This window comes from Pseudoxanthomonas daejeonensis (assembly GCF_022637495.1).
In the GTDB taxonomy this organism is placed as follows: domain Bacteria; phylum Pseudomonadota; class Gammaproteobacteria; order Xanthomonadales; family Xanthomonadaceae; genus Pseudoxanthomonas; species Pseudoxanthomonas daejeonensis.
In genome coordinates this window covers 2,958,327-2,985,067 of sequence record NZ_CP093331.1, presented here as the reverse complement: position 1 = coordinate 2,985,067, position 26,741 = coordinate 2,958,327, and the positions used below count along the sequence as shown (strand labels likewise).

22 protein-coding genes and 1 tRNA gene are annotated in these 26,741 nt (G+C 69.1%); 10 read left to right on the top strand and 13 right to left on the bottom strand.

All coding sequences use genetic code 11. From position 1 onward, the window contains the following. Positions 1-236: 236 nt before the first annotated feature. Positions 237-3,347, top strand: coding sequence for an Rne/Rng family ribonuclease (locus MNQ95_RS13405; RefSeq protein ID WP_241953166.1), 3,111 nt, complete (start codon positions 237-239; stop codon positions 3,345-3,347). Positions 3,348-3,419: 72 nt separating this feature from the next. Here the strand turns inward: MNQ95_RS13405 and MNQ95_RS13400 are convergent, their stop codons facing one another. After that, entirely contained in the window at positions 3,420-4,067 is a 648-nt protein-coding gene (locus MNQ95_RS13400) for a response regulator (RefSeq protein ID WP_162408770.1), read from the bottom strand. Between the two features lie 100 nt (positions 4,068-4,167). Between MNQ95_RS13400 and MNQ95_RS13395 the strand changes: the two genes are divergently transcribed. Beyond that, positions 4,168-5,097, top strand: coding sequence for a M28 family metallopeptidase (locus tag MNQ95_RS13395; protein WP_241953165.1), 930 nt, complete (start codon positions 4,168-4,170; stop codon positions 5,095-5,097). Between the two features lie 2 nt (positions 5,098-5,099). Here MNQ95_RS13395 and MNQ95_RS13390 read toward each other — a convergent pair. Both MNQ95_RS13390 and MNQ95_RS13385 read right to left on the bottom strand, forming a co-directional pair. After that, positions 5,100-5,187: transfer RNA gene (locus tag MNQ95_RS13390), tRNA-Ser, on the bottom strand. Between the two features lie 191 nt (positions 5,188-5,378). Further along, positions 5,379-6,350: a LysR family transcriptional regulator gene (locus MNQ95_RS13385; RefSeq protein ID WP_162408766.1), complete on the bottom strand. Its 972-nt coding sequence runs from the start codon at positions 6,348-6,350 to the stop codon at positions 5,379-5,381. A gap of 116 nt (positions 6,351-6,466) precedes the next feature. On the opposite strand from MNQ95_RS13385, the gene MNQ95_RS13380 reads away from it, so the two are divergent. Beyond that, entirely contained in the window at positions 6,467-7,051 is a 585-nt protein-coding gene (locus tag MNQ95_RS13380) for an FMN-dependent NADH-azoreductase (protein WP_241953164.1), read from the top strand. 145 nt (positions 7,052-7,196) lie between these two features. Here MNQ95_RS13380 and serS read toward each other — a convergent pair whose 3' ends face one another. After that, positions 7,197-8,474 carry a serine--tRNA ligase gene (gene serS, locus MNQ95_RS13375; RefSeq protein WP_162408987.1) on the bottom strand — a complete coding sequence of 426 codons (1,278 nt, stop codon included), beginning with the start codon at positions 8,472-8,474 and terminating at the stop codon, positions 7,197-7,199. A gap of 110 nt (positions 8,475-8,584) precedes the next feature. On the opposite strand from serS, the gene MNQ95_RS13370 reads away from it, so the two are divergent. After that, a complete protein-coding gene (locus MNQ95_RS13370; RefSeq protein ID WP_241953163.1) occupies positions 8,585-9,223 on the top strand; it encodes an energy transducer TonB in 639 nt (212 codons plus the stop codon). Between the two features lie 132 nt (positions 9,224-9,355). Next, the gene (locus MNQ95_RS13365; RefSeq protein WP_241953162.1) at positions 9,356-9,922 is read left to right on the top strand and encodes an energy transducer TonB; all 567 of its coding nucleotides are present in this window, start codon (positions 9,356-9,358) and stop codon (positions 9,920-9,922) included. 36 nt (positions 9,923-9,958) lie between these two features. On the opposite strand, the gene aroA is transcribed toward MNQ95_RS13365, so the two are convergent. The 3 genes from aroA to serC all read right to left on the bottom strand — a co-directional run bounded on the left by aroA (position 9,959) and on the right by serC (position 13,686). Then, positions 9,959-11,266: a 3-phosphoshikimate 1-carboxyvinyltransferase gene (aroA, locus tag MNQ95_RS13360; RefSeq protein ID WP_241953161.1), complete on the bottom strand. Its 1,308-nt coding sequence runs from the start codon at positions 11,264-11,266 to the stop codon at positions 9,959-9,961. A gap of 73 nt (positions 11,267-11,339) precedes the next feature. Beyond that, on the bottom strand, positions 11,340-12,506 hold the full coding sequence (gene pheA / locus MNQ95_RS13355; RefSeq protein WP_162408756.1) for a prephenate dehydratase: 1,167 nt from the start codon (positions 12,504-12,506) through the stop codon (positions 11,340-11,342). Positions 12,507-12,600: 94 nt separating this feature from the next. Continuing rightward, a complete protein-coding gene (serC, locus tag MNQ95_RS13350; RefSeq protein ID WP_162408754.1) occupies positions 12,601-13,686 on the bottom strand; it encodes a phosphoserine transaminase in 1,086 nt (361 codons plus the stop codon). A 146-nt stretch (positions 13,687-13,832) separates the two neighbouring features. On the opposite strand from serC, the gene msrP reads away from it, so the two are divergent. Both msrP and msrQ read left to right on the top strand, forming a co-directional pair. Further along, entirely contained in the window at positions 13,833-14,804 is a 972-nt protein-coding gene (gene msrP / locus MNQ95_RS13345) for a protein-methionine-sulfoxide reductase catalytic subunit MsrP (RefSeq protein WP_241953160.1), read from the top strand. 25 nt (positions 14,805-14,829) lie between these two features. Beyond that, complete coding sequence (gene msrQ, locus MNQ95_RS13340; protein ID WP_241953159.1) at positions 14,830-15,498, top strand: protein-methionine-sulfoxide reductase heme-binding subunit MsrQ; 669 nt, start codon at positions 14,830-14,832, stop codon at positions 15,496-15,498. Here the strand turns inward: msrQ and MNQ95_RS13335 are convergent. Then, positions 15,467-16,255 (bottom strand): FHA domain-containing protein, encoded by a 789-nt coding sequence (locus tag MNQ95_RS13335; RefSeq protein ID WP_162408748.1) that lies wholly within the window; start codon positions 16,253-16,255, stop codon positions 15,467-15,469. The two genes, msrQ and MNQ95_RS13335, sit on opposite strands and share 32 nt — an antisense overlap. Positions 16,256-16,346: 91 nt before the next feature. Between MNQ95_RS13335 and MNQ95_RS13330 the strand changes: the two genes are divergently transcribed. The 3 genes from MNQ95_RS13330 to MNQ95_RS13320 all read left to right on the top strand — a co-directional run bounded on the left by MNQ95_RS13330 (position 16,347) and on the right by MNQ95_RS13320 (position 18,379). Further along, positions 16,347-16,622: a polyhydroxyalkanoic acid system family protein gene (locus MNQ95_RS13330; RefSeq protein ID WP_241953158.1), complete on the top strand. Its 276-nt coding sequence runs from the start codon at positions 16,347-16,349 to the stop codon at positions 16,620-16,622. A gap of 71 nt (positions 16,623-16,693) precedes the next feature. Next, positions 16,694-17,176: a phasin family protein gene (locus tag MNQ95_RS13325; RefSeq protein ID WP_162408744.1), complete on the top strand. Its 483-nt coding sequence runs from the start codon at positions 16,694-16,696 to the stop codon at positions 17,174-17,176. 222 nt (positions 17,177-17,398) lie between these two features. Beyond that, positions 17,399-18,379 (top strand): restriction endonuclease, encoded by a 981-nt coding sequence (locus tag MNQ95_RS13320; RefSeq protein ID WP_241953157.1) that lies wholly within the window; start codon positions 17,399-17,401, stop codon positions 18,377-18,379. Between the two features lie 105 nt (positions 18,380-18,484). On the opposite strand, the gene gyrA is transcribed toward MNQ95_RS13320, so the two are convergent. The 5 genes from gyrA to ligA form a co-directional block, all read right to left on the bottom strand. Then, on the bottom strand, positions 18,485-21,085 hold the full coding sequence (gene gyrA, locus MNQ95_RS13315; RefSeq protein ID WP_241953156.1) for a DNA gyrase subunit A: 2,601 nt from the start codon (positions 21,083-21,085) through the stop codon (positions 18,485-18,487). 344 nt (positions 21,086-21,429) lie between these two features. After that, positions 21,430-22,488, bottom strand: a complete 1,059-nt coding sequence (mtnA, locus tag MNQ95_RS13310; protein WP_162408740.1) for an S-methyl-5-thioribose-1-phosphate isomerase — start codon at positions 22,486-22,488, stop codon at positions 21,430-21,432. A 46-nt stretch (positions 22,489-22,534) separates the two neighbouring features. Further along, positions 22,535-23,203, bottom strand: a complete 669-nt coding sequence (locus MNQ95_RS13305) for a DUF3011 domain-containing protein (RefSeq protein WP_425605743.1) — start codon at positions 23,201-23,203, stop codon at positions 22,535-22,537. A 143-nt stretch (positions 23,204-23,346) separates the two neighbouring features. Then, the gene (epmA, locus tag MNQ95_RS13300) at positions 23,347-24,327 is read right to left on the bottom strand and encodes an EF-P lysine aminoacylase EpmA (RefSeq protein WP_241953155.1); all 981 of its coding nucleotides are present in this window, start codon (positions 24,325-24,327) and stop codon (positions 23,347-23,349) included. Further along, positions 24,324-26,669, bottom strand: coding sequence for an NAD-dependent DNA ligase LigA (gene ligA / locus MNQ95_RS13295; protein ID WP_241953154.1), 2,346 nt, complete (start codon positions 26,667-26,669; stop codon positions 24,324-24,326). The genes epmA and ligA overlap by 4 nt, the downstream gene beginning before the upstream one ends. Positions 26,670-26,741: the final 72 nt, after the last annotated feature.

Here is a 26,741-nt window from a genome sequence, read left to right as displayed (position 1 = left end):
CATGTCCCGCGTGGCGTCCGCGCCGCCGGCCCGCTGTACCCATTGAAGACACCCAATAGCAAAGCGCTCCCGCGGCCCGCCGTGGTGTTGCAGCGCTGGAAACCAGGATCCGCCCGGACCGCGCCCAGCGCGACGGACGGCGAAACCCGCCACCCCTGCTCCCCCGAGCGGACAGGTGGGATTCCAGAGTGCGAACGCCCGGCGTTCCGCGCGGTAGAGCGCGCGAGGAACGCACCATGAAGCGAATGCTCATCAACGCCACGCAGGCCGAAGAACTGCGCGTGGCCATCGTCGACGGCCAGAACCTGTACGACATCGACATCGAACAGCCGTCGAAGGAACAGAAGAAGTCCAACATCTACAAGGGCCGCATCACCCGGCTCGAGCCGTCGCTTGAGGCGGCCTTCGTCGAATACGGCGCCGAGCGCCACGGCTTCCTGCCGCTCAAGGAAATCTCCCGCGACTACTTCCAGGCCGGGGTCGACCCGAACAAGGCCGGCATCCGCGAGCTGCTGCGCGAAGGCCAGGAAGTGGTCGTCCAGATCGACAAGGACGAGCGCGGCAACAAGGGCGCGGCGCTGACCACGTTCATCTCGCTGGCCGGCCGCTACATGGTGCTGATGCCCAATTCACCGACCGCCGGCGGCGTCTCGCGCCGGATCGAGGGCGAGGACCGGGCCGAGCTCAAGCGCGCCATGGACGCGCTGAACATCCCCGACGACATGGGCGTGATCATCCGCACCGCCGGCGTCGGCCGCGATGCCGAAGAGCTGCAGTGGGACCTGGACTACCTGCTGGCCGCCTGGCGCGCGATCGCCGAGGCCGCGCTGAGCAAGCCGGCCCCGTTCCTGATCTACCAGGAGTCGCGGCTGATCATCCGCGCCCTGCGCGACTACCTGCGCGCCGACGTCGGCGAGATCCTGGTCGACACCGAGGAGATGTACCAGGATGCGCGCCTGTTCATGGAACAGGTGATGCCGCAGACCCTGCGCAAGCTCAAGCACTACAAGGACGACATCCCGCTCTTCAACCGCTTCCAGATCGAGTCGCAGATCGAGAACGCCTACGAGCGCACCATCCGCCTGCCCTCCGGCGGCGCGCTGGTGATCGACCAGACCGAAGCGCTGACGGCGATCGACGTCAACTCCGCGCGCGCCACCAAGGGCGGCGACATCGAGGAGACCGCGTTCCACACCAACCTGGAAGCGGCCGAGGAAGTGGCCCGCCAGCTGCGCCTGCGCGACCTGGGCGGCCTGGTGGTGATCGACTTCATCGACATGTCCTCGTCCAAGCACCAGCGCGCGGTCGAGGACCGCCTGCAGGGTTCGCTCAAGTACGACCGCGCCCGCGTCCAGCTGGGCCGCATCTCGCGCTTCGGCCTGATGGAGATGAGCCGGCAGCGCCTGCGCGCCAGCCTGGGCGAGTCCAGCCAGATCGTCTGCCCGCGCTGCGAAGGCCACGGCCGCATGCGCAGCGTCGAATCGCTGTCGCTGTCGATCATCCGCGTCGCCGAAGAGCACGCGATGAAGGAGAACACCGGGCAGGTGCTGGTCCAGGCCCCGGTGGAGATCGCCAACTTCCTGCTCAACGAGAAGCGCGGCGCGCTGCGTGAGATCGAGCAGCGCCATGACGCGCCGATCATCATCGTCGCCGACGAGCAGCTGCACACCCCGCACTACGAAGTCACCCGCCTGCGCGAGAACGAGCTCGGCGAGGAAAGCGGCAAGCCGAGCTACCAGCGCGGCACCCCGCGCAAGCTGCCGGTGCACGCCCTGACCAAGGCCCAGCTCAACATCCCGCCACCGCCGGCGGTGACCCGCGTGGCCCCGCCGCGCCCGGCACCGGTTCGCGAAGAGCGCGAAGAAGCACCGGCCCCGGTCGCAGCAGCTCCGGCACCCCGTGCGCCCGCACCGGCGCCCGCCGCTGGCGGCGTCGTCGGCTTCTTCAAGCGACTGTTCGGTGGCGGCGATGTCGCCACTGCGCCCTCCCCGGAACGACAGGGCGATGGCCGTGGCAACCGCAGCGACCGTGGCGATCGCAATGACCGCGCTCGCCGCGACGGGCGCAACGAAGGCGGCGGCCAGCGCGACAACCGCGGCAATCCGCAGCAGAAGCAGCGTGGCAACGCGCAGGCCAAGGGCGGCAATGCCCAGCAGCCGCAGAAGCAGGAGCGCCAGGAACGCCAGCCGCAGCAGCAGAAGGGTGGTGCCAGCGGCCAGGCCGCCACGCAGCAACCCGGCAACCGCCAGCCGCAGCAGCAGAAGCCGCCGCGTGAGAAGAAGCCGGTCACCGAAAGCGTCGACACCAGCAAGCCCGCGCAGCAGAACCCGCCGCGTCCGCGCAGCGATGACGCGCCGCGCACGACGCCGGCCCAGTCCGAGACGGCTGCGGAGGTCGCATTGACCGCCGTGGTCGCACCGGCCGCCGTGGCTGCGCTCGCCGAGGGCGTGCCCGCGGTCGAGACGACCGCGCAGGTCGCCGCCGGCGAGGCCACGACCGGCATCGATGCCGAGGCCGGTGATGCCGCGACGTCCGATGGCGGCAGCCGCCGCCGTCGCGGTCGCCGGGGTGGTCGCCGTCGCCGTCGTGGTGGCGAGGCCGCCGGCGTACTGGCCGACGAAGCTGGCAACGAGTCGGGTGACGACCTCGACGACAACGGCGAGGACGACGTCGCGTCTGGGGAGGACACTACCCGGTCCGGCGATGCGAACGCCGCGACGGTGGCCCATGCCGGCCAGCCCGAGTTCGATTTCGACGATATCGTCGCGCCCGCCGCGCCAGTGGTGGCCCCCGCTCCCGTCGTCGAGACTGCTGCCGTCGAAGCGCCCGCGACCGCGGTGAAGGACGCAAGCACCGTCGCACCTGCCCATGTGGCGACGAGTGCGGAAACGCCCGCGGCCGAAGTCGCTGCGGTCCCGCACGAAGCCGAAGAGGTCGTTGCGGCCGCACCGGCGAGTGCCGCGGCGATCGCCGCCGCAGCGGAACCGGCGCCGGTGGATGAAGTCGCTGCCCCCGCCGAAGCCGCTGCGATCGCGGTTGCCGTCGAAGCCGCCGCGCCCGTCGTGCCCGTCGTGCCCGCGCATGCACCGATCGAAGAGGACGCGGCCATCGTCGCCGGCCCCATCGATCCCGTGGTGCAGGCCGAGCCGCAGACCCCGGCGACCACTTCGTTCCCGACCACGGCCGGCCTGTTCGACCAGGTTTCCGCCGGGGAGACGACCGCGACGGTCGTGGCCGATGCCGCCGCACAGGCGGATGTCGATGCCGAAGCGGATGCGCCGGGCATGACGACCGCCGATGCCGACACTGCTGGACCCGACGACGAGCAGCCCCGCCAGCAGGTCTGACTGATCGTTGGAACATCCTCCCGCAGACGCGGGAGGATGTCGGCATTCGCGCGCCGCGCGCCGCGCGCGCGCTCAGATCGTGGTCGCCGGATCCATCAAGCCATAGCGCGCCGCCAGGCGCGCCAGGGCGATGTTGTCCTGCACGCCGACCTTCTCGAACAGGCGCGACTTGTGCGTGTTGATCGTCTTCGGGCTCAGGCTCAGGCGCTGCGCGATCATGTCCTGGCGGATGCCCTGCACCAGCAGCATCGCCACTTCCAGCTCACGGGGCGACAACCCGTCGAACGGCGAGACCTCTCCGCCTACGCTGGCCAAGGCCATGTTCTGGGCGATGCTGCTGCCCAGGTAGCGCTTGCCGCGCGCAGCGTCCCGCACCGCGCTGAGCAGTTCGAGCGCATCGCCGCCCTTGCCGACGTATCCGGATGCACCGACGTCGAGCAGGCGCTTGGGCAAGGGTCCATCCTCGAGCACCGATACGATCACCACGCGGCAACCCACCCGCCCGCGAATGATGCGTTCGGTCACTTCCAGGCCACTGATACCGGGCAGGTGCAGGTCGCACAGCACCACGTCGGGCTTGAGCTTGCGGATCAGCGGCAATGCGTCCTCGCCGCACTCGGCTTCGCCGAGGATCTCGATGTCGGGCTGAGCCGACAGGATCATGCGCAGGCCGGTCCTGACCAGCGCATGGTCGTCCACCAGAAAAACGCGGATGGTCATGCCGCTCCCTCGGTATGCCGTCGCGCGCAGACTATCCCCGCGCCTGCCGGCGGGCAAGCGGGGTCGTGCATACTGGACGCCTGTTGCCGGGGAAACCTTCATGGACCTGCCTGACCCGTCGTTCCGGGCCCGTCGTCGTATCGCTGCACCTGCACTCCTGCTCGCCTTAGCGCTGCTCACTGCCCCCCTGTCCGGGACCGCACTCGCCAAGGCCCCACCCGACCCCGTCGCCGACCGCTGGCAGGCCCAGGTCGCGCAGACCAGCGCCGGTGCCGACACCGCCGCGCGCGCCACCTCGATCACCGACCGGCTGGACGCGCTGGGCATCGCCTGGCACGCGGAGGCGTTCGAACTGGACGGCAAGCACGGCCGCAATGTCGTCGCCGACCTGGGCGGGCCGGCCGATGCGCCGCTGCTGCTGATCGGCGCGCACTACGACCGCGTCGACGTCGGCCACGGTGCGACCGACAACGCTTCCGGCGTAGCCACGGTCCTGGAACTGGCCCAGGCGCTCAAGGCGCGCCCGCTGCAGGCCCACCGGGTCAAGCTCGCCTTCTGGGACCTCGAGGAGCAGGGCCTGCTCGGTTCGCGCGCGTGGGTCGCCACGCCAGGACAGGAGAAGCCAGCGCTCTACGTGAACTTCGACGTGTTCGGCTGGGGCGACACGCTGTGGATGATGGCGCCACAGTCCGATACGCCGCTGGTCAAGGCCCTCGAAGCGCTGAGCAGGCAGCAGAAGCTCGGCTTCCAGCCCGGCGACAAGTATCCGCCTACCGACCACCTGGCGTTCCTCAAGGCAGGCTGGCCCGCGGTGTCGTTCTCGCTGGTCGGCGGCGATGAAATCCCCGACATCCTGCAGGTATTCGCCGGACAGAAGCCGGCGCAGGCGCCGAAGGTGATGAAGGTCATCCACAGCCCGCAGGACGGCATCGACCAGCTGGATGCCCGCAACGTGCCGCGGGCACTGCGGGTACTGGAGAACGGACTGCGCTCGCTGGACGCCAAGCCGGCGCCCGCCCCGACGGACTAGGGTGGCGGAAGCGGTGGGATTCGAACCCACGAATGGTTGCCCATTGCCGGTTTTCAAGACCGGTGCCTTCAACCGCTCGGCCACACTTCCGTTGTCTGCATTCTACGCTGCCGCTGCAGCGGCCAGCGTCCCGCACCGGTCGCGTCGATGCCCTCGACGGCCGATCGCGCCCGGTCCAGAGCAGCGCCTCTTAACCGGCTATTCCTCCTAGGCCTGCCGCCTGCCACGGTACTGCGGTGCGCGCAGCCGGGTGCCGCGGAATTTTCGCATATGCGATGCGATCAGCCGGCCTTTGCCGTTTCCACGGGTTTCTCCCCCGCCTTGCCGCAATTGCCGCAATCCAGCCGCGAGGACTCGATCTGCTGCGGCAGGTGCTCGGCCAAGAAGTCGATGAACACGCGCACCGCCGGCAGCAGGCCGCGGCGCGATGCGAACACCGCATGGCAGATGCCCTGCGGCAGCGACCACTCGGGCAGGACAACCTCCAGCTCGCCGCGGCGCACCGCTTCGGCGCAGACGGTCTCCGGCAGCATGGTGATGCCGAAACCGTCGCGGACCATCGACTGCAGCAACGGGAAGTCGAAACCGGCCACGCGCGGCTGCAGGTCCACGCGACGCACCTCGCCGCCCGGTCCGTGCAGCTCCCAGCGCTGGTGTGCCTCGTCCTCGTGGATGCTCAGGGTCAGGTGCGAGGCGAGATCGGAAGGATCCTTCGGACGTCCCGCACGATCGAGGTATTTCGGGCTGGCCACCAGCAGCTCCTGGATCTGGCCGAAGCTGCGCATCACCAGGCTGCCGTCGTCATCCAGGCGCGCACGCACGCGCAGGGCCAGGTCGAAACCTTCGTTGATCAGGTCCACCCTGCGGTTGCCGATGTGCAGCTGCAGGCGCACCTTCGGGTACTGCTCCAGGAAGCGCGGAAGCAGCTTCGGCAGTTGCTGCTGGGCCAGCGCGACCGGGACGCTGACCCGCACCACACCGCGCGGTTCGGCACTCAGCCGGTCCACGACCTCGCGAGCGGCCTGGGCCTCGGTGAGCATCGTCTGCGCATGGCGGTACACGCTCATGCCCACGTCGGTGACCGCGAACCGGCGCGTCGAGCGCTGCAACAGGCGCACGCCCATGTCGGTTTCCAGCTGGCTGATGCGCCGGCTCAGGCGTGACTTGGGGATACCCAGCGCGCGCTCGGCAGCGGCGAATCCGCCGTGCTCGACCACCATGGCGAAGTAATAGAGATCGTTGAGGTCCTGCATGGCTATATTTCCATGTACGGAACAGATGGTGGCATCTAACCACCTTTATCCCATTAATGCAACGACGGATAGTGTCCCTGCCGCGGCGACCTCGCCGCACCGAACAAGGACACGCCATGAAACTGCTGCATATCGACTCCAGCGCCCTGGGCCAGAACTCCGTCACCCGCGAGCTGACCGCAACCATCGTCGCACAGTGGTCGTCCTCGCTCGATGGCCTCCAGGTCGATTACCGCGACCTGGACCGTGAACCCCTGCCCCACCTGACCGGCCAAAGCCTGGCCAAGGCCGATCCGGCCGAGGCCGCCGAAGCCGAACGGACCCTGCAGCAGTTCCTGGATGCCGATGTCGTGGTGATCGGGGCGCCGATGTACAACTTCAGCATCCCCTCCACGCTCAAGGCCTGGATCGACCGCGTCGCCGTCGCAGGACGCACATTCCGCTACACCGAGAACGGACCGCAGGGCCTGGCCGGCGGCAAGCGGGTGATCGTGGCCAGCGGCCGCGGCAGCGTCCATGGCGCGCCAACGGACTTCCAGGAGTCTTACCTGCGCCAGGTGTTCGCGTTCCTCGGCATCGACGAGGTCGAGTTCGTACGCGCCGAAGGGGTCGCCTATTCGCCCCAGCACCGCACCGATGCCATCGCTGCGGCCAAGGCGTCGATCCCGCGACCGGCCGCGCCGTTGCTCCAGGCAGCTTGAGGGAAACGGGAGCGGCAGCCGTCGAAGCGTGCTGCTGCTCGTCCATCCCGCGCTCGTAGAGCGGGGCTTGCTCCGCGATCGGCGCCATTACACGGACACGCAGCCGCGCTTCCCCCGCTCCAAGGCGATTCGGGGAGCGCGGCCGTCAGGCGATGTGTTCCGCGCCGCCCATGTATGGACGCAGCACGTCGGGCACGGTGATCGAGCCGTCGGCGTTCTGGTAGTTCTCCATCACTGCGATCAGCGCGCGGCCCACGGCCACGCCCGAACCGTTGAGCGTATGCACCAGCTCGGGCTTGCCGGTGGCCGGGTTGCGCCAGCGGGCCTGCATGCGCCGGGCCTGGAAATCGCCGCAGCTCGAACAGGACGAGATCTCGCGATAGGTGTCCTGCGAGGGCAGCCACACCTCCAGATCGTAGGTGCGGCGCGCCGAGAAGCCCATGTCGCCGGTGCACAGCAGCACCTTGCGGTACGGCAGACCCAGTCGCTCCAGCACGGTCTCGGCGGCGCGCGTCATGCGCTCGTGTTCGGCGTCGCTGTCTTCGGGCGTGACGATCGAGACCAACTCAACCTTCTCGAACTGGTGCTGGCGGATCATGCCGCGGGTATCGCGGCCACCGCTGCCGGCCTCGGAACGGAAGCACAGCGAATGCGCGCTCATGCGCAACGGCAGGCGCTCGGCCTCGAGGATTTCGTCGCGGACGATATTGGTCAGCGGCACTTCCGAGGTCGGGATCAGGTAGCGCGTGTGTTCGCCCAGTTGCGTGGCGAACAGGTCTTCCTCGAACTTCGGCAGCTGGCCGGTGCCGCGCAGCGAATCGGCATTGACGACCAGCGGCACGCTGGTCTCCTCGTATCCGTGCTCGCCGGTGTGCAGGTCGAGCATGAACTGCGCCAGCGCGCGATGCAGGCGCGCCAGCTGGCCGCGCAGCACGGTGAAGCGCGCACCCGACAGCTTGGCCGCGGTGTCGGCATCGAGCCAGCCGTGGCGCGCACCGAGTTCGACGTGGTCCCTGACCGGGAAATCGAACGCGCGCGGGGTACCCCAGCGATGCTTCTCGACATTGCCGGCTTCGTCGTCGCCCTGCGGGACGTCGTCGGCCGGCAGGTTGGGGATGCCCATCGCGATCGCCTCGATCCGGCCGCGGATTTCCTCCAGGCGCGCCTCGGAAGCTTTCAGCTCGTCGCCGAAGCCGGCGACCTCGGCCATCAGTGCCGACACGTCCTCGCCCTTCGCCTTGGCCTGCCCGATCGCCTTGGAACGGGTGTTGCGCAGGTTCTGCAGGTCCTGGGTGCGCACCTGGATCGCCTTGCGCTCCGTTTCCAGCGCTTCCAGCGCGGTGGCATCGAGCGTATAGCCGCGCACGGCGAGGCGTTCGGCCAGGGCGGCGGTCTGGTTGCGGAGCAGCGCGGGATCGAGCATGGGAGAAGGCGTGGCGATTGGGTCGGCCATTATCGCCAATCGCGGCCGGATGCGCCGGTCGGTTCACTGACCCTGTGACAGAATCCGGATGAACCAACCGCCGGACCCTCATGGCCACCTCCAGTCGTTCCGCAGGTCCCGGCCTGCTCGATTACCTGCCGCAAGGCCGCTGGCTCCTGGTCGGTGCGGCCTTCCTGCTGGGCTGGCTGCTGTTCGCCCTGGTCTGGCTGGCCGGGCGCGGCGACGACACGACCACGCCCGGCCCCGCCAAGCCGGTGGCCGAGCCGGTGGCCTTCGAACCGCTGCCGCGCCCCATGGCCGCCGGCGACGCTGCCACGCCCTTGCCCGCTCCCACCGAAGAGGCGCGCGTGGTGGAGCAGGCCCCTGCCCCGGCGCCGGCGCCCGCACCAGTCGAGACGACTCCACTGCCGCCGAGCATCGATGAGGCCGCACCGGTCGCCGGCCAAGCCATGCAGGCGCCCTCGCCACTGCCCGAGCAGTCGCCGTCGCCGCGCTATCCGCTGGACGCGCTGCGTCGCGGAGAAACCGGCACGGTAATCCTGCAGGTGCAGGTGGACGCACAAGGCCAGCCGGTATCGATCGACGTGAGCCAGCGCAGTGGTTCGCGCGACCTCGATCGCGCAGCGGTCGAAGCGGTTTCACGCTGGCGCTTCTCTCCCGCGCTCGATGCCGCGGGCAACGCGGTGCCGGGCGGCCTGTCGGTTCCAGTGGACTTCAAGCTGGAATAGCGGCCCCCTCACCCGGCGTGCAACTCGCTGAACCGCGTCCCGTGCCTGTGGAATGGTTCAGCCGATATCGACCTCGCGCAGACATCGTCGTGCGGAAACTCGGCCACGGTTCAACCACCCGAGGAGACGCACATGGCGACCTATACCAACCATTCCCAGCACGCGCATCTCGATCCGGTCGAAGGCGACACCGTCGGCGAGACCCGCCAACGCACCTCGCCCGTGCTCATGGCCGGCCTGGCCGTCGCGCTGGTCGCCGCCGGCGTCTGGTGGTACGCGCAGCGCGACGACGGCGGAATCGGCACGACCGCAACCCCCGTCGTGACGACCATCGAGCCGCCGGCCGCGACCAGCACACCGGATGCGCGCCCGGTCGTCGGCTCCCGGGCGATCGCCGAGCGCGCCCGCCCGGTGATCGCCAACCGCGCGCCGCTGCCACTGGCCGGCAACCCCCTGCCCGAATATCCGCGGAGCGCGCTGCGCGCCGGCGAGGAAGGGGCGGTGCTCGTACGCATCGCCGTGGACGCACAGGGCGTGCCCGGCGACGTGCAGGTCGTGGAACGCACCGGCACGCGCGATCGCAGCTTCGACCGCGCCGCCATCGAAGCGGCCCGCCAGTGGCGCTTCCAGCCGGCGATGCGCGACGGCAAGGCGGTACCGGCCACCGTGCAGCTGCCGGTGGATTTCCGCCGCGGCTGAGCCTGGATTACACGCGGCCGCCTGGCGCCTTGCCAGCTAGCTGCGAAGCCCGAACCCGCAATCCCGCGCGAGCCGGTCGAAACCCGGGAACGACGTGGCCACGTTGGCCACGTCGTCCACCCGCACTTCCCCGCTCGCGCGCTGCGCGGCCACCGCGAAAGCCATGGCGATCCGATGGTCGCCGTGGCTTTCGATCGTACCGGCACCCAGCAGGCCCGGATGGATCGTGGCCCCGTCGGGCGTCTCGTCGATCCGCAGTCCCAGCGTGCGCAAGCCGACCGCCATCGCAGCGAGGCGGTCCGATTCCTTGACCCGCAGTTCGGCAGCGCCGCGCACGACGGTCGGGCCTTCGGCGCAGGCGGCTGCGACGAACAGCGCGGGAAACTCGTCGATCATGTCCGGGACCAGCGCCTCCGGCACCTCGATCCCGCGCAAAGGCGCATGGCGCACCACCAGGTCGGCGACGGGCTCGCCGCCATGGGTCGAGGGATTCTCCTCGGTGATGTCGGCACCCATCAGGCGCAGTGCCTGCAGCAGGCCCGTGCGACGCGGATTGAGGCCGACCGCGCGCAGTCGCAGTTCCGACCCCGGAACGATGCTGGCCGCGACGAGGAAGAAGGCCGACGAGGAGAAATCCGCCGGTACCGCGATATCGGTCGCGCGCAGGCGCTGGCCGCCGCGCAGGCGGGCGTGGCCGGGCGAGAACTCGATCTCCACGCCGAAGGCCGAAAGCATGCGCTCGGTGTAGTCCCGGGTCGGATGCGGCTCGGCGACCGACGTCTCGCCCTGTGCATAGAGGCCGGCCAGCAGCACCGCCGACTTCACCTGCGCCGAGGCCACCGGCAGGGTGTATTCGATCCCGTGGAGCCCCTGTGCGCCATGGATGTGCAGCGGCGGCGTGCCGTCCTCGCGCGTATCGATCTTCGCGCCCATCTGCGCCAACGGAACGGTGATCCGCCGCATCGGCCGCTTCGACAGCGACTCGTCACCCACCAGGACGCTGTCGAACGATTGCGCCGCCAGCAGCCCGGCCAGCAGGCGCATGCCGGTACCGGCATTGCCGCAATCCAGTGGACCATCCGCCGCGCGCAGGCCATCGACGCCCACGCCATGCACGATGCGACGCGAGGGCGACGGCGTTTCGATGCGCACGCCCAGCTGCGAGAAGATCGCCGCGGTGGCGCGCGTGTCCTCGCCTTCGAGGAATCCGTCGATGGTGGAAACGCCATCGGCGAGCGCGGCGAACATCACCGAGCGGTGCGAGACCGACTTGTCCCCGGGAATCTCCAGCGTGCCGCGCAGCGGCTGACCGGCGGTTGCGACCCAATGCTGCGACTGCGACATCTCTGCTCCGTATCCCTGCTGCTTTTCCAATCAATCGAAACCCGTTGGGTGCCGCTGCCGTGCACGTGCGCGGTTATGGCACCGCCACCGGATACGAACCCAGCACCTTGACCTGGGCCACGTGCTTCTCCAGTTCGGCCAGCGCCTGCTTCATCGCCTGGTCCTCCACGTGCCCGGCCAGGTCGATGAAGAACGCGTACTCCCACTTGGCCTGGTGCGACGGCCGCGATTCGATCCGGTTCATGCTGATGCCATGCCTGGCGAACGGGCTGAGCACGTCGAACAGCGCACCGGGCTTGTCGTGGATGAACACCAGCACCGAGGTGCGGTCATGGCCCGATGGCGGGAAGATCTGCCGCCCGATCACCAGGAAGCGGGTCGTGTTGTCCTTGTCGTCCTGGATCGGACGCATGATGACCTTCTTCAGGCCGTACACGTGCGCCGCGCTTTCGCCGGCGATGGCGGCCGCGTCGTCGGCACTGCGCGCGCGCCGGGCGCCTTCGGCATTGCTCGATACCGGTACCTTCTCGGCCTTCGGCAGGTTGGTGCGCAGCCAGCCGGCGGTCTGGGCGAAGGCCTGCGGATGCGCATAGATGCGCTCGATATCCTCGATCCGGCCGCTGCGCGACAGCAGGTACTGGTGGACCATCAGCTCCACCTCGCCGCAGATCTTCAGCTGCGAGGTCAGGAACATGTCGAGGGTGACCTGGATCGTGCCCTGCCCGGAATTTTCGACGGGAACCACGCCGAAATCGGCATTGCCGGCCTCGACCTCCTGGAACACTTCCTCGATGCTGCCCAGCGGCAGGCCATGCGCGGATCGGCCGAAATGCTTGAGCACCGCCTGCTGGCTGAAGGTGCCCTCCGGTCCGAGGTAGCCGATCTTCAGTGGCTCCTGCTGGGCCAGGCAGGCCGACATGATCTCGCGGAACACATGCACCAGGACTTCGTCGGACAGCGGGCCCTCGTTGCGATCGACCACCATCCGCAGCACCTGCGCTTCGCGCTCGGGCCGGTAGTAGTCCACCGCCGCCGCGAGCTTGCCCTTGGCCTTGCCGACCTGCAGCGCGAAGCCGGCGCGCTCGGCGATCAGGGCCTGGATCTGGCGATCGATCCCGTCGATCTGGGCGCGCACGTCGGCCAGTACAGGCGCCGCGGCTGCCGGCGCCTTGCTGGCCTTGGGCGTTGCCGGCTTTTTCCGGGCCGGCTTTCCGGCGGCGGGCTTCTTCGGTGTTGCCATGTGCGGGGTTCCGTTGTGCTTGGGGCCAGCCGCGTCAGCAGCCTGGTGGGTCGCGCCTGGAGTGCATTCCTAGAAAAGCATGCAGCCGTCGTGCTCAGCCATTGCGTTGCTGGAAATCGCGCATGAAATCGACCAGCGCCTGCGCGCCTGCGACGGGCACCGCGTTGTAAAGCGACGCGCGAAGGCCGCCGACCGCCTTGTGGCCCTTCAATGCCAGCAGCCCCGCGGCCTTGGACTCACTGACGAAGCGGCTGGTGAGCGCTTCGTCGGGCAGGAAGAACGGGATGTTCATGCGCGAACGCACCGCCGGCACGACCTGGTTGCGGTAGAAGCCACCGGAGCCGTCGATCGCACCGTAGACCAGTTCCGCCTTGGCTGCGTTGCGGCGCGCGAATTCTTCCACGCCGCCCTCGTCGAGCATCCACTTCACCACCAGGCCGAGCAGGTACCAATTCCACGTCGGCGGCGTGTTGAGCATCGAATCGCGCGCCGCGTGCGAGGCGTAGTTAAAGATGTCGGCGCGCGGCTGGCCCGCGCGTTCCAGCAGTTCGCGACGCACGAGCAGCACCGAGATGCCGACCGGGCCGAGGTTCTTCTGCGCGCCGGCGTAGATCAGTCCGTACTTCGATACATCCAATGGCTCCGATGCGATCGACGAGCTGAAATCGGCGAACAACGGCACATCGCCCACGTCGGGCGTGTCGCGGAACTCGACGCCGTGGATGGTTTCGTTCGCGGTGATGTGCACGTACGCCGCGCCCGGACTGAGCGTCCAGCCGGCGCGCGACGGGATGTCGTGGAAACCCCCGGGCTCGCCGTCCGCGGCCACGTGGACGTCGACATAGGGCTTGACCTGCTTGATCGCCGTCTTGCCCCAATGGCCGGTGACGATGTAGTCCACGACCTGGCCCGGCGCGGCGAAGTTCAGCGCCAGCAGCGCCTGCTGGGTGGTCGCGCCGCCGGCCAGGAACAGCACCGCGTAGTCGTCGGGCACGGACAGCAGCTTCCTCAGGTCCGCTTCCGCCTGCGCGGCGACGCCCATGAACTCGGCGCCGCGATGGCTCAGTTCGACGATCGACGCGCCTACCCCGTTCCAGTCCAGCATCTCGGCCTGCGCCTGGCGCAATACCGTCTCCGGCAGCGTCGCGGGGCCGGCACTGAAGTTGTAGGCGCGCGTCATGAACCACCCGTCACGAAAGGCCCCGTAGTATGCCGCAGTGCAGCGGTTGCGGGCGCAACCAAGACCCGCCCCTGCAGGCCATGCGCGACGCGGGAACCGTATAGTCGCCACGGGGTCCAACCCACATCCACCGCGGGAGTGATGCGATGCCAACGTTCCGCCTGCCCGACATCGCCTCCGCCGGGATAACCGACGAAAACGTCTACCGCGAACGCCGCCGACTGCTGGCCGCATTCGCCGCAAGCCCGCTGCTCGCCGCACTCCCGGGATGTGCCGAAGCCGAACCCCCGCCGCCGCCGAAGACAGCGGTCAGCGCCGTCGATGCCAACGCCGGTTTCAGCACCCGCGAGGAGCAGACCCGTTTCGAGGATGCCACCACCTACAACAACTTCTACGAGTTCGGCACCGGCAAGGGCGACCCCTCGAGCGCCGCCAAGACACTGCGCACCTCGCCGTGGACCGTGGCGGTGGATGGCGAATGCGCCAAACCCGGCCGGATCGCCCTGGAAGACCTGTTGCGTGGCCAGGCTTCGCAGGAACGGATCTACCGGCTGCGTTGCGTGGAGGGCTGGTCGATGGTGATCCCGTGGATGGGCGTGCCGCTTGGCGAAACGCTCAAGCGCTTCGAACCGACCTCGAAGGCGAAGTACGTCGCCTTCACCACACTGGCCGACCCGCAGCAGATGCCCGGCATCCGCTATCGTTCGATCGACTGGCCATATCGGGAGGGCCTGCGCATCGACGAGGCGATGCACCCGCTGACCCTGCTGGCGACCGGGATGTATGGCAAGCCGCTGCCGCAGCAGAACGGTGCGCCCTTGCGACTGGTGGTGCCGTGGAAGTACGGGTTCAAGTCGATCAAGTCGATCGTGGCGATCCGCTTCACCGAGAAGATGCCCGAGACCGCCTGGCACCAGCTGCAGCCATCGGAATACGGCTTCTTCTCCAACGTCAATCCGGCCGTGGACCATCCGCGCTGGAGCCAGAAGACCGAGCGACGCATCGCCGGCAGCAAGAGCAAGCTGTTCGCCGAGCGGATCCCGACGCAACCGTTCAACGGCTACGGCGATCAGGTCGCCTCGATGTATGCCGGCATGGACCTGCGCAAGTGGTATTGACGGCCTGCACAGCGGCCGGCCACGCATGAATCGCCGCCCCGCCTCCAACACGGGTGCCAGGACGGGCGCGAAGACGGGCGCAGGTCTCGCCTGGGCCAAGGCGGGCGTGCACGCCGCCGCCCTTGCACCCGCGTCCTACCTGGCCTGGCAGGTCGCCGAAGTGTGGCGAACCGGCAGCGACGCCCTCGGCGCAGACCCGGTTGCGGCGATCGAACATCGCACCGGCCTGTGGGCATTGCGCCTGCTGCTGATCACCCTGGCGATCACGCCGGTGCGGCAGCTGACCGGCCAATCAGTGTTGCTGCGTTTCCGGCGCATGCTCGGCTTGTACGCGTTTTTCTACGCGAGCCTGCACCTGGCCGCCTACCTGGTCTTCGACCTGGGCGGCTACTGGGCGCAGATCTTCGAGGAGATCGCCAAGCGTCCCTACATCACCGTGGGCTTCACCGCCTGGCTGCTGCTGGTGCCGCTGGCGGTGACCTCGACCTTGGGCTGGATGCGCAGGCTTGGCCGGCGCTGGGGTCAGTTGCACAGGCTGGTCTACGCAGTGGCCGTGCTCGCCGTGCTGCATTTCTGGTGGTTGGTCAAATCGGACGTGCGCGAGCCGGCGGTCTATGCCGGCATCGTCGCGGTGCTGCTCGGCTGGCGCGTGTTCCGGCGGCTCAGCGTGCGCCGAACCACAGCAGCGCGCTGAGGAGCAGCCCCAGCATCAGGGCGGCCAGCAACAGCCAGGGCAGACGGGTGCCCGGACGGACCGGCGCGGGGGGAGTCGCCGCCTCGAGCTGCGACACCGGCTCGGGTGCATCCACCGGACGGGAGTCCGGCACGGCGGGAAACTCGACCACGAAGCGATGCTGGCCGTCGAACACCACCTGGTCGCCAGCGCCCAGCACCGCGTCGCGGACCGTCACGCCGTTGACCACGCTCGACTCCTGGCCGAGGCTGCGCAGCAGGACCACGTCGCCATGACGCTCCAGCAACGCATGCCGCGCCGGGAAGCCGGGTGCGTCGATGCGGATGTCGGCTTCGCGCGAAGTGCCGACCAGCCGTTCGGGACCCAGAGTGAAGCTGCGGCCGTGGTACTGGCCACCGACCCCGCGCAGGACCACGCGCGGATCGCCGGCATGTTCGCCCGGGTCGAGCGGCCTTGGCGCGGCCCGCAACGGCGTGCGCACCAGCAGCTCGACGCCATCGACATAGACCGCGTCGCCGGCACGCAGCAGCGCCATGCGCAGTACGGGTCGTCCGTTGACGTGGATGGCGCGCGCACCGCCGGGCACCTGCAGCCACAAGCCCCGCCGGTCCAGGCAGAGCTGGGCCAGGAGGACGCCCGGCAGGGTGTCGCCGACACCCAGCACGCCATTGGACTGGCGCACCACGCGATGCACCCCGGGGGACAGCGGGTGATCGGCCTGCTGGCGATTGCTGAAATGGAGTTGCAGGTCGGACATTCGGCGAAAGCCTAGCAAATCCGAGGTCCGCATCGCTGGCCCGGTGCCGCGGGCGAGGCTAACCTTGCCGTCCCTCCCCGCGATTTCCGCCATGGCCCGCATCGATATCCTGCACCCGCACACCCGCAGCGCCGACGAGGCCCGCACCATCGTGGAAGGCATCGCCGCGCAGCTGCGCGAACACTACGGACTGTCGGGCACCTGGCAGGGCGATGCGGTGGTCCTGTCCGGGCCGGGCCTGCAGGGCCTGGTCGAAGTCCTGCCGCAGCAGGTGCGCGTCAGCGCCGAACTCGGCTTCCTCCTGTCGGCGCTGCGCGGCCAGGTCGAAGGCGAGATCCGGCGCGTGCTGGGCGAACGGCTGGACTGAGCCGGCGAGCTCACGCCTCCTTATCGCCCCGCCCCACACACTGCCCGGACGCGAACTTACAAGGACCGCCCATGAGCGCCGATCCCCGCACCCCCGGCTTCACCAGCGTCGCCGACCTCCAGGCACAGGCAGGACGCGTGGCCCGCGAACTGGGCGACAACGCGCACCAGGTATGGCTCGCCGGCATCGGTGCGCTGGCCCGTGCGCAGAGCGAGGGCAGCCGCCTCTTCGAGCAACTGGCCGAAGAAGGCCGCCAGGTGGAAGATGGCGAGACCCCGGCCAGCAGCGCGGCGGGCCGCCTCGAAGGCCTGCGCCAGAACCTGGATGCAGCGATGGGCCGCGCCCAGACCCGCGCCGGCGAGGCCTGGGAAAGCATGGGCCGCGTATTCGAACAGCGCGTGCAACAGACCTTGCGCCAGCTCGACGTTCCCACCCGGGACGACCTCGACGCACTAGGTGCGCGGATCGACGCATTGACCCGCGAACTCCAGCGCACGCACGCAGGTACTTCCAGCCCCGCAAGCGGGAACGAGAGCACGCCATCGGCGGGATGATCGGCCGCGCTTTCGCTGCCGCCCGTTTTGTTGCACAGCACAAGACAACGCGGCAAAATCGGAGCCGGCCCGCCAGTCCAACCGCCGTTTGCTCCCCTCCCCTCACGGCTACCGGACTGGCGGGCCACCTTCGCCTGTCGACGCCCTCATTCGCGCGCAGCCGACCGCCACTTGAAACCGGGTAACATCGCGGCCGGTACAGGGGTTTTCACAGGGATCGGCATGTCTTCCTGGATTTTGGGGTTGGGCCTGGCTGCGCTCGCAGCCGTGCTGGCGGTGCTTTACATCTGGCTGGTGCGGCGTCCGGAAACGGAAACGGCCGCCGGCCTGCGCGCGCTGGCCAACCTGCGCTGGCGCGAATTCGCAACGATCATCGGCCAGGCCATGCAGCAGCGCGGCCTGCGCGACGCCAACCAGGGGTTGGACCAGGGTGGCGACTCGACCAGCAGCCAGCTGCTGATGACCGATGGCGACAGCCGCTGGCTGCTTTCGTGCAAGCACGGCATGGCTTATCGCCTCGGTGAAGCGAGCGTGGAAGAGCTTGCCGGCGCGATGGACCTGGCCGGCGCACGGGGTGGCATCCTGCTTACCGAGGGGCATGCCGAACGCGACGCCCTCGCCGCCGCCGCCGCGCGCGGGATCGAAGTGATCGATGGCCGGCGCCTGTGGCCACTGCTCAAGCCTTTCCTTCCGGTTGACGTGACCCAGCGGATCGAAACCGCCGCCAAGGCGCAGGCCAAGCGACATACGTCGATCGCACTGGGCGGTGCGCTGGCACTGGGCCTTGTCGTTGCAGTGTTGCTGCCGCGCCTTGAATCGGCCGCGACCGAAACACCGGCCGTCACCGCAGCCACGGCGCCATCGGGCCCGGCCGGGACGCAGAAAGCCGTGGCCGCGCCCGCTGCCACCGAGGCGCCCGCCGTGGATGAAAGCGTCATCCTCGACAATCCCGATGACGCCACGTTCGCACGCTACCAGGGCGATATCGCACGCACGCTTTCGGTCGTGCCCGGGATCACCCGCGCCTACTGGCTGACCCGCGCGACGCTGGTGATCGACCGCAGTGGCAGCGACCAGATGGTCTGGCCGCTGATCTGCAGCGAACTGGAGCGCTACCCGCCGCTGCGCAACGTGCGCGTGCAGCTCAATCCGCGCCCCGGCAGCGAGGACGCGGTGCGCTGGAGGCAGTGCCGGACCATGTGATCGCGATGATCGACGCACAGGCGTGCTCGCCTCGCGTCGGTTCCACCGCACAAATGCGAACGCCGGCCCTGGGCCGGCGTTCGCATTTGTAGAACCTGGCGTGGATCAGGCCTGCGGAGCGACTTCCGCTGCGACGTCATCGCCGGCGGCCCGGGTGCCGGCCTGTTCGTCCTCGTCGTCCAGCGACGCATCGACGCGCTCGACCGCCTGCAGCGACTCGCCCTCGCCGAGCCGGATCAGGGTCACGCCCTGGGTGTTGCGGCCGACCTGCGAGATCTCCGAGGCACGCGTGCGCACCAGCGTGCCGCCGTCCGAAATCAGCAGGACCTCGTGCTGCTCGGACAACTGGATCGCGCCGACCAGCTTGCCGTTGCGCTCGGTGGTCTGGATCGCAATCACGCCCTGGGTGCCGCGGCCCTTCTTCGGGTATTCGTCGAGCGGCGTGCGCTTGCCGTAGCCGCGCTCGCTGGCGGTGAGGATGTCGCCCTCGTCCTCCGGCACGACCAGGCTGACAACCTGTTCGCCCTGCGCCAGGCGGATGCCGCGCACGCCAGTAGCGGTACGGCCCATCGAACGCACTTCGGACTCGTCGAAACGCACGGCCTTGCCGTTGGACGCGAACAGCATGATGTCGCTGGCGCCATGGGTCAGGGACACGCCGACCAGGGCGTCGCCCTCGTCCAGGCTGATCGCGATCTTGCCGCGCGCCAGGCGGAACGCGAATTCGGTCAGCGGGGTCTTCTTGACCGTGCCGTCGCGGGTGGCGAAGAACACGTAGTAGCCCTCGGCATACTCGCGCACCGGCAGCACCGCCTGGACCTTCTCGCCTTCTTCCAGCGGAATCCAGTTGATGATCGGCCGCCCGCGGGCATTGGAACCGGCTTCCGGCAGCTGGTGCACCGGCAACCAGAACACCTTGCCGTTGCTGGTGAAGGTCAACAGCGTGTCATGCGTGTTGACCAGCCACAACTGGTCGATGAAATCCTCTTCCTTGGTCGCCGCCGCGCTGCGGCCACGGCCGCCACGCTTCTGCGCGCGATACGCCGAGACCGGCTGGCGCTTGGCGTAGCCGGCATGGGACAGGGTGACCACCACGTCTTCAGGGGCGATCAGGTCGAGGATGTCGAGGTCTTCCTCGCTGGCACGGATCTCGCTGCGCCGCTCGTCGCCGAACTCCACCTTCAGGTTCTCCAGCTCGGTGCGGATCACCTGGCGCAGCACGTCCGGGTTCTCGAGGATCTCGATCAGGCCGCGGATGGCTTCCAGCAGCTGGCGGTACTCGTCGGTCAGCTTGTCCTGCTCCAGCCCGGTCAGGCGGTGCAGGCGCATTTCCAGGATCTGCTGGGCCTGTACTTCGGTCAGCTGGTACTGGCCATCGATGAAGCCCACGCCGGCCGGCAGGTCGTCCGGTCGCGAAGCCTCGGCGCCCGCGGCGCCCAGCAAGGCACCGACCAGGCCCGGCTCCCAGCTGCGGCCGAGCATGCGCTCCTTGGCCACCTGCGGGCTCTCGGAGGTCTTGATCAGTTCGATCATCTCGTCGATGTTGGCCAGCGCGACGGTCAGGCCTTCCAGCACGTGCGCACGGGCGCGTGCCTTGCGCAGTTCGAAGATGGTCCTGCGGGTCACCACCTCGCGGCGGTGGCGCAGGAACGCCTCGAGGATCTGCTTGAGGTTGACCAGCTGCGGGCGGCCGTCGACCAGCGCCACCATGTTGATGCCGAACACCGACTCCAGCTGGGTCTGCTGGTACAGGTTGTTCAGTACCACCTCGGCCGATTCGCCGCGCTTGATCTCGATGTAGATGCGCATGCCGTCCTTGTCGGACTCGTCGCGCAGCTCCGAGATGCCCTCGATCTTCTTTTCCTTGACCAGCTCGGCGATCTTCTCGATCAGCCGTGCCTTGTTCACCTGGTAGGGGATCTCGGTGACGATGATCGATTCACGGCCGTTGTCGGCCACTTCCACGTCGGCCTTGGCGCGCATGCGCACGCGGCCGCGACCGGTGCGGTATGCCAGCTGGATGCCGCCCACGCCGTTGATGATGCCCGCGGTCGGGAAATCCGGACCCGGGATGTACTGCATCAGCCCGTCGATATCGAGCTCGGGCTCGTCGATCAGGGCGAGCAGGCCGTTCACCACCTCGGTCAGGTTGTGCGGCGGGATGTTGGTGGCCATGCCGACCGCGATACCGGCCGAACCATTCACCAGCAGGTTCGGGAACCGGGTCGGCATGACCGTCGGCTCCTGTTCCTTCTCGTCGTAGTTGGGCTGGAAATCGACGGTTTCCTTGTCGATGTCGGCCATCAGTTCGTGGGTCAGGCGCGACATGCGCGCCTCGGTGTATCGCATCGCCGCAGCCGAGTCGCCGTCGACCGAACCGAAGTTGCCCTGCCCATCCACCAGCATGTAGCGCAGCGAGAACGGCTGGGCCATGCGCACCAGCGTGTCGTACACCGACTGGTCGCCGTGCGGGTGGTATTTACCGATGACGTCGCCGACGATTCGCGCGGACTTGTAGTACGGCTTGTTGCTGTGCGCGCCCAGTTCATCCATCGCGAAGAGCACCCGGCGGTGCACCGGCTTCAGGCCGTCCCGCACGTCGGGGAGCGCGCGGCCGACGATCACGCTCATCGCGTAATCGAGGTAGCTGCGGCGCATTTCGTCTTCGAGGTTGACCGGGATGATTTCTTTGGCGAGATCGGTCATCAGGACTCTTCAGCGGGGGCGATTGCGGGGCGGTGGCGGGCATGCCGGGCGGCCGCCACGGGGGCTGCACGCGGTGCTGCGCAAGCGGACTTCGCGCAACCGGTCGATTCTAGCACAACGAGCGCCGCCACGGACTCTCATTCCCACGCAGAAACAAGCACTTGCGGACGATTTTGCGGACGCGGCGGGCGCCTCCGGCGATCTCGCGTGCATGGCCACGACGGCGAGCCGGCGGACGACCGGGTGATCGTGGAACATACACAGCCATCGAGCCCGGCGGCGGCTCCCATGCGTCGGCCTGGGGGGCGGGCGATCGCGGGCGGCGCCGCAACCCCGCCAGTCGCTCAGTCGCCGAACACGGCGCGCATGCGCGCCGTGTCGGGACGCTCGACCACGCCCTTCTCGGTGACGATGGCATCGATCAGCGCAGCCGGGGTCACGTCGAACACGGGGTTCCAGGCCGCGATGCCCTCGGCGACGGTGCGCACGCCCCCCACGCCGTGCAACTCGCCGGGGTCGCGCTGCTCGATCTCGATCGCATCCCCATCCGGCGTGTCCAGGTCCACCGTCGAGGACGGCGCCACGACCATGAATCGCACGCCGTGGTGGCGCGCGGCGATGGCCAGCTGGTACGTCCCGATCTTGTTGGCGGTGTCGCCATTGGCACAGATCCGGTCGGCACCGACCACCACCCACTGCACCGCACCGGTCTTCATCAGGTGGGATGCGGCCGAATCGGCGATCAGGGTCGCATCGATGCCGTCCTGCTGCAGTTCCCATACCGTCAGGCGCGCGCCCTGCAGCCAGGGCCGGGTTTCGCCGGCGAACACGCGCGCGATGCGCCCTTCGGCGACGCCGGCGCGGACCACGCCCAGCGCGGTACCGAATCCGGCGGTAGCCAGGGAACCGGTGTTGCAGTGGGTCAGCACGCCGCTGCCCGGCTCCACCAGCCCGGCGCCCAGCGCCCCCATGTGCCGGTTCGCCGCGAGGTCTTCATCGGCAATGGCCTGGGCCTCGCGCTCGAGGACGGTGCGCCAGTCGGCACCCGTGCCGGTGAGCGCCCGCCGCATCCGCGCCAGCGCCCAGGCCAGGTTGACCGCCGTGGGCCGCGCCGCGTTGAGTCGCTGCAGCGCCGGCTCCAGCTTCGGTGCGGCCTGCGCGCCATCGTCGGCCTCGACCGTGCGCGCAGCCAGCACGACGCCCCAGGCGGCGGAGATGCCGATCGCTGGCGCACCGCGCACGGCCAGGTCGCGGATCGCCTGCGCGACTTCGTCGCTGTCGTGGCAGGTGACATGTTCCACCGCGAACGGCAGCCGGCGCTGGTCCAGCAGTTCCAGCGCTTCGCCGGTCCACAGGATCGGACGGATGTGGTCGTAGCGGTCGAAATCGAAGGCGTTTTCCATGCGTGGATTCTAGCCGCTGCCGGCACCTTCGCCGCCGTTGCCCGGCCTACTCGACGCTGAATTCGGCGCGGCAGCCCTTGTCGACCCAGATGCCCTCCGCGCCCCAACCCCAGCTGCGCCCTTCCTCGCAATCCATCCCCGAAAGCTGGCGATGCAGCACCGCGCCGTGGTCGATGGTGGTGCCGCAGCTGCGCTTGAGCCGGTCCTTCGACTCGCAGGTGACCAACCGCCGCCCCGGCGGGAAGCCGCTGTCGCGGTCACCGATCTCGAACTCGCCCTTGCAGCCGCGCGAGGCCCAGATCTCGTTGCGGCCGACCCCCCAGCTCTCGTCGCGCTTGCAAGGCAGCGCCGACAGCTGCCGCAGCAGGCGCACCGGCGCGCCCCGGAGCATCACCGCGCAACTGCGGGTGCGACCACTGCTGGATTCGCAGCGGATCATGCTCCGGCTCACCACCGCGTCCGCCGCGCGCGCACGGAATTCGGCACGACACCCGCGCGCGACCCATACGCCCTGGCCGTCCACGCCCCAGTCGGATTCGCGGATGCAGGCGTTCCCGGAGAGCTGGCGCACCAGGTCGACCCCCCCGCCGGTATCCATCGGGCAATGCACGCGGCGCAGGTCGTCCGATTCGCAGCGCACGACGCCTTCGGCCGCCGATGCCGTACCCGCCCAGGCCATCCATGCCACGCACGCACCGGCGGCCATGCCCGCCATGCGCCATCGCGTCGTGCCGCCCGTCATTCGACCGCGTCCTGCCTCCATCCGTGCCGCCCCCTCGACTGGTTCACGCAAAAAAGATTCTGACGCGCGCGGCGGAAGGCCCGGTGAAAGCGCCCCGGCGGCACGGGTCGTCGCGCTCAGGCCCGACCGAAGTCGAAGGCCAGCACATCGGCGATACGACCGGTACCGGACAGCGCCATCAGCAACCGCTCGACGCCCAGCGCCACGCCCGCGCAGTCGGGCATGCCGGCCTGCAGCGCCGCCAGCAGGCGTTCGTCCAGCGGCGGCTGCGCCGTTCCGCGGCCCGCGCGGACCTGGTTGTCGCGACGGAAGCGCGCGCGCTGTTCATTCGCATCCGTGAGCTCGTGGTAGCCGTTGGCCAGTTCGAACTGCCCCAGGTAAAGCTCGAAGCGCTCGGCCACCGGGGGATCACCGTCGCGGACCCTGGCCAGCGCGCATTGCGTGGCTGGCCAGTCGTGCACGACGGTGATCCGGTCCCTCTGGAATTGCGGCTGGATGCGATGGGTCATCAGCAGGTCGAGCCAGTCGTCCCGGCCCAGGCCCGTGCCATCGATATCGACCCCTTCCAGCGGCGCACGCAGCTGCGCGTCGCTGGCGGTGAACGGGTCCACGCCGGCTCCTTGCACGAACAGCTCGCGATACGTCAGCGAGACCACGTCCGCCTGTCGCCCGACCAGGGCCAGCGCCTGCTGGACCAGTTCGACCGTCTCCGCGGCCAGGCGCCGGTGGTCCCAGCCGACGCGGTACCACTCCAGCATGGTGAACTCCGGGTTGTGGCGGCCCCCTGCCTCGCCGTTGCGGAACACCCGGCCCAACTCGTAGCAGTCGCCGATGCCGGCAGCGATCAGGCGCTTGAGCGGGTACTCGGGCGAAGTGCGCAGCCAGCGCTGCGGCAAGCCGGCGTCGCGGTGGCCGCTGAAGGTGGTGGTGAAGCTTTCGATGTTGGGCTCGGTGTTGCCGGCCTCCGACAGCACCGGGGTTTCCACTTCCAATACGTCGCGCTGCGCGAAGAACGCGCGGACCAGCGCATAGACGCGCGCGCGCAGGCGCAGCGCCTCGATGCCGGAAGAAGGTCGCCAGTCGACGGCATCGCTCACGCGTGCTGCTCCAGGAACGCGAGCAGGCGCGCTTCGTCCCAGACCTCGATACCCAGTTCCTCGGCCTTGGCCAGCTTGGAACCGGCCTCGGTCCCGGCGACCACGAAACTGGTCTTCTTCGATACGCTGCCTGCGGCTTTCGCGCCGAGCGCCTCCAGCCGGTCCTTGGCCTCGTCGCGACCCATCGATACCAGCGTCCCGGTCAGGACCACCGTCCTGCCCTCAAGCGGCCCCGCAGACGCCGCGCCGCGCGCCGGCAGGCGTCCACGCAGCTCGACCAGCGCCTGGGCGCTTCGCAGCAGCAGTCCGGCATTGGCCTCGTCTTCGAGCCAGGCGACCAGTGCGTTCGCAGTCTCGTGCGGCAAACCGGCGGTCACTAGGTTGTGCGCCGGTGCATCCCGCAGTGCCTGCGCGTCGGCGAAGGCCGAGCCCAGCTGCGCAGCACGCACCGGCGTGACCTTCGGGATCTCCAGGTCGACCAGCAGCGTGGCCAGGTCCAGCCCCTCGCCCAGCTTGGGGTTCGGCGCATGCGCATCGCCGATGCGCACGCCGCGCTCGAGCAGCCGATCGATCACCTGCTGGTTGCCGGGCTGGTCGAGGAAGTGGCCGATGGCACGCGCCACCTCGCCACCGATGTCTGGCACGCGCTTGAACAGCGGCCATGGCAGGCGGCGGATGAGTTCGAGGTCGCCGAACCACTGCGCCAGCGCCTTTGCGGTGCTCTCGCCGACATGTTCGATCCCCAGCGCGTACAGGAAGCGCGCCAGGGTCGTGTCGCGGCTGCGATCGATTGCCTCGACCAGGTTGTCGGCCCACTTGGTGGCGACCTTGCCGGCCTTCACCGTTTCGGGCGTCGTTCCGTCGCGCTCGTCGGCTTGTCGCTTCATCTCCAGCAGGTCGTCCACGCCGAGCCGGTAGAGGTCGGATACGTCCTGCAGGTGGCCAAAATCGGAGAGCGACTCGATGTAGCGCTCGCCCAGCCCGTCTATATCCATCGCCCTGCGACTGGCGAAGTGGAACACCGCCTGGACACGCTGCGCCGGACAGGACAGCTCGCCCGAGCAGCGCCATACCGCCGCGCCCTCCTCGCGCACCACCTCCGAGCCGCACACCGGGCAGGCCATCGGCATCGACCACGGCGTCGCATCCGCCGGGCGCCGGTCCAGCACCACCTGCACCACCTCGGGAATGACATCACCCGCGCGGCGCACGATCACCGTATCGCCGTTGCGCACGTCCAGGCGCGCCACGTGGTCGGCGTTGTGCAGGGTGGCGCGGGTGACGGTGACCCCGCCCACCTGCACCGGCTGCATCAGCGCCCAGGGCGTGACCGCGCCGGTGCGGCCGACGTTGACCTCGATCGACTCGACCACCGTGGTCTGCTCCTGCGCCGGGAACTTGTGCGCGATGGCCCAGCGCGGCGCGCGCGAGACGAAGCCCATCTCGCGCTGGCCGGCGTAGTCGTCCAGCTTGTAGACCACCCCGTCGATGTCGAACGCCAGCCCGTCGCGGGCCTCGCCGATCCGCCGGTAGTAGCCGAGCAGGCCATCGACGTCGTGCACGATCGTGGCCAGGTCGCTGACCGGGAAGCCCCATTCGCGCAGCCGCGTCAGGGTCGCCGAATGGCTGTCCGGCAGCGTGCCGCCCTCGACCAGGCCGACGCCGTAGGCGTAGAAACTCAGTGGCCGCTGCGCGGTGAGTTTCGGATCGATCTGGCGCAGCGAACCGGCCGCGCCATTGCGCGGGTTCGCCAGCACCTTGCCGCCGTGCAGCCGTGCATGTTCGTTGTAGCGCTCGAAGTCGGCGCGGCCCATGTAGACCTCGCCGCGCACCTCCAGCACCTTCGGCCAGCCGCTGCCCTGCAGCCGCTGCGGGATCACCGCGATCGTGCGCAGGTTTGCGGTCACGTCCTCGCCGGTGGCGCCGTCGCCGCGGGTGGCGCCCTGCACGAAAACGCCGTCCTCGTAGCGCAGGCTGATCGCCAGTCCGTCGAGTTTGGGTTCGGCGGAAAACACCAGGTCCTGCCGGTCCAGCCGCTCGCGGATGCGGCGGACGAAGTCGGCGACCTCGCCGTCCTCGAATGCATTGCCCAGCGACAGCATCGGCACGGCATGGGTCACTTGCGGGAAGCGCCCGGCCGGCGTCGCGCCGACGCGACGGGTCGGCGAGTCGGCGGCGGCCAGTTCCGGGTGCTTGGCCTCAAGCGCCTCCAGTTCACGGACCAGGGCGTCGTACTGCGCGTCGGTGATGTCCGGCGCATCGAGCTCGTGGTAGCGGCGGTTGGCGTCTTCGATCAGGCGGCGCAGTTCGGCGGCGCGCGCGGCGGTGTCGGGGCTGTTCATGCGCCGATTCTACCCGGGTGCTTGTCGCCCTCTTCGCGCTGACGTAGCGTGCCTGCAGCCCTCCAGCCAGCG